At 63.3% G+C, this 12184-nt stretch carries 12 protein-coding genes; 5 read left to right on the forward strand and 7 right to left on the reverse strand.

Annotation, left to right across the window (positions count from 1 at the left end):
• The first annotated feature begins 126 nt into the window (after positions 1–126).
• Positions 127–693 (forward strand): methyltransferase family protein, encoded by a 567-nt coding sequence (locus WB785_RS07565; RefSeq protein ID WP_424078220.1) that lies wholly within the window; start codon positions 127–129, stop codon positions 691–693.
• A gap of 21 nt (positions 694–714) precedes the next feature.
• Here the strand turns inward: WB785_RS07565 and WB785_RS07570 are convergent, their stop codons facing one another.
• From WB785_RS07570 to WB785_RS07585, 4 genes are all read right to left on the reverse strand, one after another.
• On the reverse strand, positions 715–3633 hold the full coding sequence (locus tag WB785_RS07570) for an RND family transporter (RefSeq protein WP_424078221.1): 2919 nt from the start codon (positions 3631–3633) through the stop codon (positions 715–717).
• Positions 3630–4076: an MmpS family transport accessory protein gene (locus tag WB785_RS07575; protein ID WP_424078222.1), complete on the reverse strand. Its 447-nt coding sequence runs from the start codon at positions 4074–4076 to the stop codon at positions 3630–3632. The genes WB785_RS07570 and WB785_RS07575 overlap by 4 nt, the downstream gene beginning before the upstream one ends.
• A gap of 139 nt (positions 4077–4215) precedes the next feature.
• Positions 4216–4824: a TetR/AcrR family transcriptional regulator gene (locus tag WB785_RS07580; RefSeq protein ID WP_424078232.1), complete on the reverse strand. Its 609-nt coding sequence runs from the start codon at positions 4822–4824 to the stop codon at positions 4216–4218.
• Positions 4825–4905: 81 nt separating this feature from the next.
• The gene (locus tag WB785_RS07585; protein WP_424078223.1) at positions 4906–5619 is read right to left on the reverse strand and encodes a histidine phosphatase family protein; all 714 of its coding nucleotides are present in this window, start codon (positions 5617–5619) and stop codon (positions 4906–4908) included.
• Between the two features lie 93 nt (positions 5620–5712).
• On the opposite strand from WB785_RS07585, the gene WB785_RS07590 reads away from it, so the two are divergent.
• From WB785_RS07590 to WB785_RS07600, 3 genes are all read left to right on the forward strand, one after another.
• Positions 5713–6585, forward strand: a complete 873-nt coding sequence (locus WB785_RS07590) for a MaoC/PaaZ C-terminal domain-containing protein (protein ID WP_424078224.1) — start codon at positions 5713–5715, stop codon at positions 6583–6585.
• 55 nt (positions 6586–6640) lie between these two features.
• Complete coding sequence (locus WB785_RS07595) at positions 6641–6952, forward strand: hypothetical protein (protein ID WP_424078225.1); 312 nt, start codon at positions 6641–6643, stop codon at positions 6950–6952.
• A 96-nt stretch (positions 6953–7048) separates the two neighbouring features.
• The gene (locus WB785_RS07600; protein ID WP_424078226.1) at positions 7049–7876 is read left to right on the forward strand and encodes a helix-turn-helix domain-containing protein; all 828 of its coding nucleotides are present in this window, start codon (positions 7049–7051) and stop codon (positions 7874–7876) included.
• Here WB785_RS07600 and otsB read toward each other — a convergent pair.
• The 3 genes from otsB to WB785_RS07615 all read right to left on the reverse strand — a co-directional run bounded on the left by otsB (position 7842) and on the right by WB785_RS07615 (position 11459).
• On the reverse strand, positions 7842–8939 hold the full coding sequence (gene otsB, locus WB785_RS07605; RefSeq protein ID WP_424078227.1) for a trehalose-phosphatase: 1098 nt from the start codon (positions 8937–8939) through the stop codon (positions 7842–7844). The genes WB785_RS07600 and otsB overlap by 35 nt on opposite strands.
• 53 nt (positions 8940–8992) lie before the next feature.
• Positions 8993–10390, reverse strand: a complete 1398-nt coding sequence (locus tag WB785_RS07610) for a WS/DGAT/MGAT family O-acyltransferase (RefSeq protein WP_424078228.1) — start codon at positions 10388–10390, stop codon at positions 8993–8995.
• 109 nt (positions 10391–10499) lie between these two features.
• Complete coding sequence (locus WB785_RS07615) at positions 10500–11459, reverse strand: dipeptidase (protein ID WP_424078229.1); 960 nt, start codon at positions 11457–11459, stop codon at positions 10500–10502.
• A 67-nt stretch (positions 11460–11526) separates the two neighbouring features.
• On the opposite strand from WB785_RS07615, the gene WB785_RS07620 reads away from it, so the two are divergent.
• On the forward strand, positions 11527–12184 hold a 658-nt coding region (locus WB785_RS07620; protein WP_424078230.1), incomplete at its 3' end, for a PHP domain-containing protein.

The following is a 12184-nucleotide window of genomic DNA, read 5'->3' on the forward strand; positions in this document are numbered from 1 at the left end:
ACGCGATCGTGGAAGCCGGGACGCCTTGACGAGCCTGCGCCGACGGCGCAATATTCATCATATGATGACTTCATCAAGCGATGAATTCTTTGAGTTCGCGACTCAAGCGAATGGAAGGGACCGTCGATGACCGGATATTTAGCCGCGCTGGCGATCGTGCTCCTGCTCGGCACAGTAATCACACGAGTGCTGGTGCTACGACGGGCAGGGACGCAGGCGATGCACTTCGGCGGCCTTGACAAGACGGACTTCCTGATCCCGCCGGTGGCGCTCTTCTACTTCTACACCATCTTTGCTGCCGCGTTCGATTGGCCACTGGTCAGCACGCAGATGTTCTTCCACTCCAACGCCATTGCCTGGATCGGTGTCGGGCTCTGCTACATCGGGCTACTGGTCTTGTTCGGAAGCCTGGTGTCGTTCGGCAGAAGTTTCCGGGTCGGCATCGACGTCGACAAGCCCGATAAGCTGGTAACCACAGGCATTTTCGCCGTCAGCCGCAACCCGATCTACGTTGGTTTCGCGCTGGTGCTCGCCGGTCAATTCCTGGTGTTCCCCAACTGGATTCCGTTGGTCTACCTCGCCGCCGGCGTCTTACTGTTCCACCGGCAAGTGTTGCGGGAGGAAAGCTTTATGCGGCAACACTACGGTCCCGAATACGCGGAGTATTCCCGGCGAGTCAGACGCTACCTGTGAATTCTCGTCAACAGCGCCCCGCTACGAGGATGAGCGTGCGGGTATCGGGGCAGTTACTTCGGCCGCGTCATCCGGGTCATCCCACAGCAGCAGTTGACGAACCGCGGTGCGTGAACCGTATGGCTGCAGCATTTCACTGGCTGGGCGGGGACGGACCCGCTGCGGCCACCAGAACCAGCGGCCGAGCAGGGTAGCGACGGACGGCGTCAAGAACGAACGCACGATCAGGGTGTCGAACAGCAGACCGAGACCGATCGTCGTCCCGATCTGACCGAGGACCCGCAGATCGGCGAACGCGAACGCGCACATGGTGATGGCGAACACCAAGCCCGCCGACGTCACCACCGAGCCGGAGCCGGCCATCGCACGGATGATGCCGGTCTTCAGCCCGGCGCCGATTTCCTCCTTGAACCGGGAGATCAACAGCAAGTTGTAGTCGGAGCCCACGGCCAATAGCAAGATCACGGCCAAAGCCAGCACCACCCAGTACAGCTGGATACCGAGTATGTACTGCCACACCAAGACGGACAGCCCGAATGAGGCGCCCAACGAAAGCGCTACCGTGCCCACAATGACGAGTGCGGCAACCAGGCCGCGGGTGATGAGCATCATGATCAGCAAGATCAGGCTCAGCGCGGCTAGTCCGGCGATCATCACGTCGTACTTGGACATGTCCTGAATGTCCTTGTAGGTGGCGGCCGTACCGCCGAGATAGAAACCGGCGTTGGCCAACGGCGTGCCCTTGACCGCTTCATGCGCGGCCGTGGTGATCGGGTCGATGTGTGAAATACCCTGCGGCGTCGCGGGATCGCCTTCATGGGTGATGATCATCCGAGCAGCCTTGCCGTCCGGCGACATGAATAGTTTCAGGCCGCGCTTGAAATCGGGGTTGTCAAAAACCTCCGGAGGCAAGTAGAAGGAATCGTCGTTCTTGGAGGCGTCAAAGGCCCGTCCAAGAGCGGTCGAGTTTTCCAGTGCAGCCGATGATTGCGCGTTGATGCCGGACTGGGTGGCGTAGCTCGACAGCGTCAGGTCGCGGTTGGTCTCTTGGCTGGCGATCTGAGGCGGAATCAACGACACCAGTTGCGGCTGCAGCGCATCCAGCTTATCCAAAGTGGCAGTGAGGTTTTCAAATTTCTCGCTGAGCTGGTCGATCCCATCAATGGTGTCCCAAACGGATCTCAGTGCGAAGCAAGCCGGGATGTCGTAGCAGTGCTTCTCCCAGTAGAAGTAGCTGCGGATCGGCCGGAAGAAATCGTCGAAATTGGCGATCTGGTCTCGCAGTTGGTTGATCGTGGCGATCGTGTCGTGAAAGGCTTCGGTCTCGGCGTGGGTGTCGGCGGCCAGCTGCTGTTGAAGCGCATACTGTTGCTTCAAAATGCCAATGGTTTTAGCCAATTCGCCGGCCTGCTTCTGCAGATCGGCCGCCCGATCTTTCTGGTACTTGAGGTTTTCGATCTGGCTGGCGCTTTGTGCGCTGATCTGAAACGGGATGGAGCTGTGGTCGATCGGCGTCCCGAGCGGCCGGGTGATGCTCTGCACCTGAGCGATGCCGTGGACATGGAACACGGCCTTGGCCACTCGTTCCAAGATCAGCATGTCCGCGGGATTGCGCAGATCGTGATCCGCCTCGATCATCAGCAATTCGGGCTCTAAGCGGGCCCGGGAGAAGTGCCGCTCGGCAGCCGCGTAGCCGACTTTGGACGGTGCACGGTCGGGCATGTAAGGGCGAACGTCATAGCTTGTCTTGTATCCGGGCAAGGCGAGCAGGCCGATAAGTGCGATCGCGGCCGCCACTACGAATACCGGACCCGGCCAGCGGACAATGGCTGTGCCGATCCGCCGCCAGCCCTGGGTTCTCAACGCGCGCTTGGGATCTAGCAGCCCGAAGTGGCTGCCTATGGTTATCATGGCTGGTGCGAGGGTCAGTGAGGCCGCCAGCGCAACGAGAATGCCTAGCCCGGCAGGGATACCCAGGCTTTGAAAGTAGGGCAGCCGGGTGAAGGCGAGGCAAAATACCGCACCGGCGACGGTCAGACCCGACCCCAGCACAATGTGTGCGGTGCCGCGATACATCGTGTAGTAGGCCGTTTCCCGGTCTTCCCCGACACCGCGCGCTTCTTGATATCGGCCGACGAAAAATATCGCGTAGTCGGTTCCGGCGGCGATGACCAATAGCGTGAGCAGATTAGTCGAGTACGTCGAGAGTTCAATGATCCCGTTGTAGGCCATAAACGCGACGATTCCGCGGGCCGCGGCCATCTCGATCAGGACAGTGAGCAGCACGAGGAGCGTCGTGCGAACCGAGCGGTAGACGAACAGCAGCATCAGCATGATCACGAAGACGGTTATCAAGGTGACCTTGGCGGTGCCTTGACTGCCCACTTCGAACTGATCCGCGATGAGCGGCGCCGCGCCGGTGACGTAGGCCTTGACGCCTTTCGGAGCCTGGACGTTATCGACAATTTTGCGGACGGCGTCGACGGATTCGTTGGCCAGCGCCGAGCCTGAATCGCCGGCAAGATCCACCTGAACGTATGCGGCCTTGCCGTCGGCGCTTTGGGATCCGGCCGCCGTCAGGGTGTCGCCCCAGAAGTCTTGGACGTGTTCGACGTGCTTCTTGTCCTGTTCGATCTTGCCGATCATCGTGTCGTAGTACCGATGGGCATCGGCGCCCAACGGCTTGTCGCCTTCTAAGACGACCATCGCCGTGCTGTCGGTGTCGAACTCGTGGAACACTTTCCCGATGTGTTTCGTCGCCTGAAGTGACGGCGCGTCGGGCGAGCTCTGCGCAACGTTATGTACTCGCCCGACCTCCTCCAGTTGCGGGACAGTGGAATTCGTGAGCGCGGTCAGCACCACCCACAGCAGGAGAATGGGCACCGCAAGTCGGCGGACGGTGTGCGGCACGGCGGGGCGCCGAAAGTGACGGTTGCTCATCCGGATTTGTCCAGGCAGAAGGTATAGGCGTTCACTGCGTTGACGGTCCTTTCGTCCTTGACGACGCCGTTGACCTTGATTCGGCAGCCGATGGTGTTGCCATTACCTTGTGCCACAACGTTGCCGACGATTGCCGGCTCTGTGCTCGTGATCGTGAACGACCACGGCAGGGGAGTGTCTAGGACTTGTTGTGGCTGCGCGTTGACGTCCAGATAGTTGATGGTCGCCACGGCTCCGGGTGCGCCGAAGACTTCGAGGACCACATTCTTCGGGTTGAACGGGACGATCTCATTCGAGATGCCCTCGGCGGTTGAGGCGTTGTGATGAGAGCCGAAGATGCCGTGCAGTCGGTACACGCCGAAGCCGGCGGCGGCGACGATGACAATGGCAACCAACGCCATCCACCATCGCTTGACCAAGCTGCTTAGTGAAATCGCTTTCACCCGTTGACCTTTCGATATCCGGTCGCACGATTGCTTGGCCACGTTGCCGGTGCTTGAAGGGCGGATCGACAGCTAAGACAGTACGGTACCGGACCGGACAGCACAAGAGACGCGAGCGTACACATTCGCAGTCAGTCGCTTACTCGGTAGGCCGGGTGAGGCTGGGGATCATGACGTCGTCCACGAGAGCTTGCACGGTCTGCCGTGTCGGCGGCCGCCCGGGAAAGATCGACCGGAAGATCAGATAGTGCGGCAGCAGATCCCAAAGTTCGTCGCTGATGGCGGCTTGGTCGATCTCACCGCGGTCGGCGGCCTGCTTAAGGATGTGAAGCATCAAGGCCTTCCGCTCCTCGACGAACTGTTGCTGCATCACCTCGTTGAGCGCTGGGTTGCGCGCCACTTCGACGAGCACCGCTCGAATGGTGCCGGCGTGCTGCCGGCCCTGCTCGCAGATCACTTCACCCAGGCGCAGCAAGTCGTCGCGCAGTGCGCCGGTGTCGGGCGGGACGGCGACCTGGCGAATGCCCTCCATGAACGCGGCCAGTACCAATTCGGCCTTCGACGGCCAGCGCCTGTACACGGTGGCCTTGCTGGCGCGCGCCTTCGCCGCCACAGCGTCCACCGTCAACCGGTCATACCCGTGCTCTTGCAGGAGTTGCAACGTCACCGCGAGCAACTCCGTCTCCCGCGGCGACCACGGTGACGGCTCTGCGGCCCGGTGGGCAACTTGAGTCACAGCGCTCACGATAGAACCACAAGGGCAGTACTGTCCAGTACCGTACTGCCCGGGTTACCGCTCCCCACACTCAGCACAGCCAGAGCTGACTGGCTAGTAGCTGAAGTCGCGAATGCCGTCCCAGTCGACCAGCGTCCAACCCGTCGACGGGTTGCCGGTAATGACCACGCGGCCCAGGTTCGGCAGCTTATGGCTGGTCGCCAAGCTGTCCTTGGGGTTTTTCACGTTCATCAAGGTCCAGTACATGATCGCCTCGGCGTGCGAGAACGCCACCGGCTTGCTGTTGCCGCTGTCGTAGATCTTCTGCACGGCGGCACTGAACTGGTTGTTGAATTCATTGCCGCTGATCGAGCCGGGGACGGCGTCGCTGCGGTCGCCGTTGAGCCAGTCCGCCGGCGCCAGCAGATACGTCAGGTCAGCCCGCTTGTTCGGCGCGTTGTTGTACCAGCCGGCGTTGATTTCCCGCAGGCCGGGCAGAATTTCGACCCGCTTGCCAAGCGCGTGTGCCAACGGCTCAGCGGTCTCTTGGGTGCGGACCATGTCGGAGGCGTAGACGGCGTCGAAGTTGTTGCGGGACAGCTGATGTGCGAGCTGTTCGGCTTGCGCCTGGCCGTCCTCGGTCAGGCTTGGGCCGGGGATGTCGGTGTTGATGACGTGCTCGGCGTTGCTGTGGGACTCGGCATGCCGGATGAAGGTCAGCGTGATGCTGCGGACGTGCGGGCCTCCCGAGCAGGCGGCGATGGTTATCGTCACCAGGAGCGCGACTAGTGCTGCAGCAGCCTTGCTGATCACGGTGCGATTGCGCATGGCGATAGCCTGCCTTGTCGACGGCTTCGGTGTGGTGGGTTTGCATAGGTTCGCCATGGCTGGCCGGATCGAATCTGATCGAAAGGAAACCGCATGGCGATCGACCCGAAGGCCGTTGGCGCAACAACCGAGCCGATGCTGTTCGAATGGACCGACCGCGACACCTTGCTCTACGCGTTGGGTGTCGGTGCCGGAACCGAGGATTTGTCGTTCACCACGGAAAACAGCCACGGCATCGATCAGCAGGTGCTGCCGACTTATGCGGTGATCTGTTGTCCGGCGTTCGGCGCGGCCGGCAAAGTCGGATCGTTCAACTGGGCGATGCTGTTGCACGGTTCGCAGGGCATCCGGCTGCACGCGCCGCTGCCGGCGGCCGGCAAGCTGTCGGTGGTCACCAAGGTGGCTGACATCCAGGACAAGGGCGAGGGCAAGAACGCGATCCTCATGTTGCGCGGCCGCGGCACCGATCCTGACACCGGGACGCTGATCGCCGAAACCCTCACTACGCTGGTGATCCGCGGCGAGGGCGGCTTCGGGGGAGAGCCGGGCCAGCGGCCCGTCGCGCCGGAGATCCCCGACCGCGAGCCCGACGCCCGGGTTGCCTTGCCCACCCGGGAGGATCAGCCGCTGATCTATCGACTCTCCGGTGACCGCAATCCGCTGCACAGCGACCCGTGGTTCGCCAAAGAGTTGGCCGGCTTCCCCAAGCCGATCATGCACGGGCTGTGCACCTACGGGTTCTCCTGCCGGGCGCTGGTCGCTGAACTCGGCAACGGCGACGCGAGTGCCGTCACCTCGATCGATGCCCGGTTCACCAAACCGGTCTTTCCCGGCGAGACGCTGACCACCTTGATCTGGCGCACCGGACCCGGCAAGGCAGTGTTCCGCACGGAAGCGTCCGGCGCCGAAGGCGTCGAGGCGCGGCTGGTGCTCGAGGACGGCGCCGTGGAATACACCCAGCACTGACCGGCAATTTGCGTTTGCTGGTTTAGCGAGGCCGCCAGCGCGGCACTCTGCGGCCATGGCATTCAAACTCACTTTCAGCGACGGGCATGAGAGCGACTACGACGACGACACCAAGTGGGAAGTCGAAGACGGCGTCCTCAAGTTGGGGAAAGAGGCCGGAAAGTGGTCGGTCTTCCTCTCCCCGAGTCATTGGGCCACCCTCGAGCTAGCGACCGGCAAAGGCAACGGCGACGGCAAGGACGAACGTAAGGACTCCGACAAGGACGAAGACAAAGACGAAGGCAAGGGCAAGCACGAAAGCAAGGACGACGACGAAGACAAGGACGACGAAGACAAGAACAAGAACGAAGACAAGGACAAGTCCTAAGTTCTTGTGTGGATGCCGCCCGCTTCCTGTAGCGCGCGCCGCCGATTACCCCTCAGGTAATCGCGACCGTGACCCGAGGTAACTAACATCGTCGCGGTGACGACCCTGGCCCGGCCCGCCCCGGCAACACCCCCCGTCGGCCAGCTGCTGCGTGAATGGCGCGAGCGGCGCCGAATCAGCCAGCTCGACTTGTCGATTCAGGCGGACATCTCGACTCGACATCTGAGCTTTGTGGAGACCGGCCGGTCGCGCCCGACCCCGGGGATGATCCTGCGGCTCAGTGAGCAACTCGACGTGCCGCTGCGTGAGCGCAATGCGCTGCTATTGGCCGGCGGCTACGCGCCGGCCTATCCCGAGCACTCACTCGACGAGCCGGAATTGACGCGGCTGCGATCAGCACTGCGTCAGATCCTCACCGGACATGAGCCGTACCCGGCACTGGTCGTCAACCGATGGTGGGAAATGCTCGACGGCAACGCGGCCGTGGCGATGCTCATCGAAGGATGCGACCCGGCACTGCTCACGCCGCCGCTGAACGTATTGCGGGTGTCGCTGCATCCGGACGGCATGGCCCCTCGGATCGCCAACCTGCCTGAGTGGCGCGCGCATATCCTCGAGCGGCTGCACCGCCAAGTGCAAGCCACGCGCGACGCGCGGCTGGCCGAGCTGCATGCCGAGCTCGCGTCCTACCCGGGTGGCGTGGCCGAGCGCCCCGGGCTCACCGACGTCGCGGTGCCGCTGCGGCTTCGGCACGGCGCCCGAGAGTTGGCTTTTTTCAGCATGACCGCCGTCGTCGGCGCGCCGCTGGACGTCACGGTCGCCGAGGTGGCGATCGAATCGTTCTACCCCTCCGATGCGGAAACCGCTGAGGCGCTGCACGCAATCGGAGTCAGCGAGCGAGCTGACGCGCGAGCCGCTCGGTGAATTCACGGGCCCGATCCGGATTATCGAGCGCGTAGCTGGCTGCGGTGGCGCGATCACCGTCGTCGCTGTGCCGCACCACGATTGGGATACCGTCATCGGCGATCGCATCGAACGCATCCTCGTCGGTGATGTCGTCGCCGAGGTAAATCGGTAAGAACGGACCCGGCGCCTCGTCATCGCGGATGTGGTCGAGCACCCAGCGCAGCGTCTTGCCCTTGTCCCAGTCGACATTTGGACGTAGTTCGATGACTTCGCGACCCGTGGTGACGTGAAGCCCGGTGCGCTGGCCGGCGTTGCGTACCGCTGCGGCAACCTCACCGACCCGGTCACGCGCGGCATTGCGGTAGTGCACGGCAACGCCAAAGCGCTTGTGCTCCACCACGACACCAGAGATGCCGCCGAGTTGGTCAGCCAGCCCCGCCGCGGCCTCCTCGAGCGCCGGGATACTTGCCGCCGCTTCAGCGTTTTCGTGGTGTGCGCCGTCGGGCCCGGTCAGCTCGAAACCGTGACTGCCCGCATACCAGATGCCGGGAAGGCCGATCCGCTCACGCACGTCGGCAAGGTCGCGGCCACTTAGTATTGCGACCGGACATTGTGCGGTCAGCGACGTCAGCGCGTCGGCCGCACCATCGACCAGCAGAGCAGCGTCAGGGTTCTCGACGATGTCGGAGAGCGTTCCGTCGAAATCGAAGAACACCGCCGGGCGCCGGCCGGTCATCGCGTCAAGCGCTTCGAGCGCGTCGGGCAACTCGGACATCCGGCGGTCACCGGTTCGCACGTTGATCTCGCCCAAGTCTGTGATCACCGCGTCGGCCCCGCGGTTGCGCAGCTCGTCGGCGCGTCCGGTCGCGTCGATCGCGATCACCAAGGCGAATCCAGCGGTGCGGGCGGCGGCGACACCGTCGCCGGTCGCCGTGACGAGGGCACACCGGCCGGGACGGTTCGCAGCCTCGGTGGCAACACCGGCCTCGTGCAGTCGCGTGACGAGCGGATGGTCGGTGGCCAGGTCATCGAGGTCGAAGAGCACCGCGTCATGGCGGCGCGGGTCGATGGTGACCGACAATTCGGCTGTCCTACCTTCCGGGCGTGCGGCTGTTGTGCCGCTAGCCAGGGTAGTCAGACCGATTTGTTGGCGAACAGCAAGACTGAGTCTTGGCTCAGCATTTCCAAACGGGTAATGGCGGTTTCAATGCCATTCGCCAGTTCGTCGACGTCGGCTCCAGCGTTGTAATCGGCGGTAATACCGAACACCAAATCGTCGGCGTAGCTCAGCACCGCGACACCGGTGCGCAACCGCAATGCGATGGGGGGAATCGGGAGCAGGCGGGCTACCTTGCTGCCCATCATCTGCAGCTGGCGTCGCGGACCCGGGACATTTGTTGCCAGCGTCACGATGCCTCGTTGCGGTAGCCGGGTGAGCAATCGAATCACCCAGGAGGACAACATGAACGGGACATAGTTGGTCGCCGACACGGCCACGCTGCCTGCTTGTCGCTGCCCGCCGTGCTTGGCCCGGGTCATCCGGCTGTGGACGATCCGCAATTGCTGGATCGGGTCGCTCTGTTCGACGGGGAGATAGGGCAGCATGACCGAAAGGCGGTTACCCGGCTTGTCGAGCGCGTCGGGCGAACGCATCGACACCGGCACCAGCGTGCGCAACGAGTCCGGTCGGGGTTCCTCGCCGCGGCTCAGCAGCACCGAGCGGAAGCCCTCGGTAATCGCGGTGAGCGCGACGTCGTTGACGGTCACGTCGAACTTGCGGCATACCTGTTCGATGTCAGGGAGTGGCACACGCACCGCGCGATAACGCCGCATCGCGGTGACCGGCCCCACCAGCGACGAGTCGGCGTGTGGCCGGAGCAGGCCGATGGCAAGTTCGGCGGCCCCGCTCACCGTCCGCGCCGCCGCATCGGTCAGGCCGGTGGCTGCGCGCCAGAGATTGTTCAACGGGTTGCTGGGCGGCTTGGGATCTGGCACCGGCTTGAGATGTGAGTGCGCGGCGGCGCTCCGTTTGGCGGCGACGGGTCGGGTGAATGCGTCTCGGTCGACGTCATCGCACAGTCGGGCGAGTATGCGAGTTGCCGAGATTCCATCGGCCATGCAGTGGTGGATTTTCATCAAGATCGCCCAGCGATTGCCCTTGAGGCCCTCGATGACCCAGCATTCCCACAGCGGGCGATCCCGATCCAGGCGGCGCTCCAAGACATCAGCGACAACCCGAAACAGTTCGCCGTCATCGCCGGGCCGCGGAACCGCTATGCGGCGCACGTGCCTGCTGAGGTCGAAGTTCGGATCGTCGACCCACCGCGGAGCACCGACATCGAACGGCTGAGTACGCAACATTTGCGTGCAGCGCGGTATTGCCCGGACACGCTCTGCCAAAACGTCTTTGAACATGTCGTGATTAGGTGCGGGACCGTCGATGATCGCGACTCCGCCGATCGCCAGGCTGACGTTTCGGTCCGAATCCTCGGCCATGAGGAAACCCGCATCGAGCGCATTAAGTTGCTCCACGACTTGTTACCGCCGTTCACTTCTAGGATTTGTCTTGAGTATCCGCGGGCCAGGTGGCCCCGAGATTAAATCGTGTTAACAACTGCTGTCGATTGTGTGGCAACGCCATTCACGAAGCTTCACCGTGCTTCGTCAACCAGGTTTGTTGGGCGACGCGTCGAAAGTTTGCGCCCATCACCGCGGCAACGTCAGCGTCGTCCCAGCCGCGCGCACTGAGGTGATGGCCGATGCCGATGAATGTCTCTGGCGGCATCCACTGGATCGGCCCCCAACGGGTATAGCTTTCGTCGAACAGGACGGGGTTGGCTGCGAGCTCGTCGATGAAGTCGCCGCTGTCGAACGAGAAGTCGGTACTGATTCCGACGTGGCCGATTCCGACAAGTTCGACGGCGTATTCGATGTGGCGCGTCATCGCCTCGAGCGTCGGAGTGTTGGGGCCCAGGAAGATTCCTACACCCGTCACTCCTATGACGCCGCCGGTGGCGGCGCAGGCTCGGGCCTGCTCGTCGGTGATGTTGCGCGGATGGTCCCAGATGCTGCGCATACAGCAGTGGCTATAGACGGCTGGGCGATTCGTGATCTCGCAGATGTCGAGGCCGGTGCGGGGACTGCAGTGCGATCCATCAGGGACCATTCCGGCCGTGTTCATTTCCAAGATCAGCTTCCGCCCCCATGCCGTGAGGCCGGTGTCGTGGGCGTCGAGGCAACCGCAGCCGGCAATGTTTGCGTGGTTGTAGGTCGGCAACATTGTCCGGATACCAAGTTGAGCGAGTCGGGCGACGTTCGCGAGATCGCCCTCCAGCGGGGCGCAATCCTCAAGGTCGAAAGCCACCGCGATCTCGCCGGGCGAGAAGTCGCCGGTTTCCGCTAACACCAAAGCGGGGTGATTTTCGACTGCCTGCTGGAAGCCTTCGACGAGGTCCAGCACGTCGGCAAGCCGGTGGGGCGCGTAGCCGACGTTAACCGACACAAATGTTCCGCCGGGGGCGCGGTAGCGGGTCAGCTCCGAGATATCGGCATCGCGCCGCAGCGGCAGGCAGGTGTGCTGATCCCAGAGAAGCGAGGTCATGGTTCGAACTTGCTCTATTCGCTGCGGGCGTTGCAACAATCGAACATATATTCGATACACTGGCGCTGTGGGTTGGAGCAACGGCCCGCCGAGCTGGGCGGAAATGGAGCGGGTGCTCGACGGGAAGCCGCGCCGGTCCGGCACGCCATCTGTGTGGGGACCACCGGATGACGTTCCGTGGTCCCGCAAGCGCGTGGCGTATGAGCCGCCGGACGATAACCGGACGGTTCGCTCGTCGGTCGCGTATGCCGAGTTGCACACGCATTCGGCGTTCAGCTTTCTCGACGGCGCCTGCACACCGGAGGAGCTGGTTGAGGAGGCGGTGCGGCTGGATTTGCGCGCTATCGCGCTGACCGACCATAACGGCCTGTATGGGGCGGTGCGGTTCGCGGAAGCGGCCGCGGAATTGGACATGCGTACCGTGTTCGGCGCCGAACTTTCTCTGGCGTCCGGCGCCCGAACCGACGACCCCGATCCGGCGGGCCCGCATCTGCTGGTGTTAGCTCGCGGCCCGGAAGGCTACCGGCGGTTGTCGCGGCAGCTGGCCACGGCGCATCTGGCCGGCGGCGAGAAGGGCAAGCTGCGGTTCGACTTCGATGCGCTCACCGACGCGGCGGGTGGGCACTGGCACATCCTGACCGGTTGCCGTAAGGGTCATGTCCGTTCTGCGCTGGCCGCGGGCGGGCCGGACGCCGCCGCGGCGGCGTTGGGCGATCTGGTTGATC

This window comes from Mycobacterium sp., from assembly GCF_049585075.1.
In the GTDB taxonomy this organism is placed as follows: Bacteria; Actinomycetota; Actinomycetes; order Mycobacteriales; family Mycobacteriaceae; genus Mycobacterium.

Excerpts from the sequence above, each read along its gene's own strand:
- WB785_RS07615 (WP_424078229.1), bottom strand. The coding sequence starts at position 11,459 with ATGACCTCGCTTCTCTGGGATCAGCACACCTGCCTGCCGCTGCGGCGC.
- WB785_RS07570 (WP_424078221.1), bottom strand. The coding sequence starts at position 3,633 with ATGAGCAACCGTCACTTTCGGCGCCCCGCCGTGCCGCACACCGTCCGC.
- WB785_RS07565 (WP_424078220.1), top strand. The coding sequence starts at position 127 with ATGACCGGATATTTAGCCGCGCTGGCGATCGTGCTCCTGCTCGGCACA.
- WB785_RS07595 (WP_424078225.1), top strand. The coding sequence starts at position 6,641 with ATGGCATTCAAACTCACTTTCAGCGACGGGCATGAGAGCGACTACGAC.
- WB785_RS07585 (WP_424078223.1), bottom strand. The coding sequence starts at position 5,619 with ATGCGCAATCGCACCGTGATCAGCAAGGCTGCTGCAGCACTAGTCGCG.
- WB785_RS07590 (WP_424078224.1), top strand. The coding sequence starts at position 5,713 with ATGGCGATCGACCCGAAGGCCGTTGGCGCAACAACCGAGCCGATGCTG.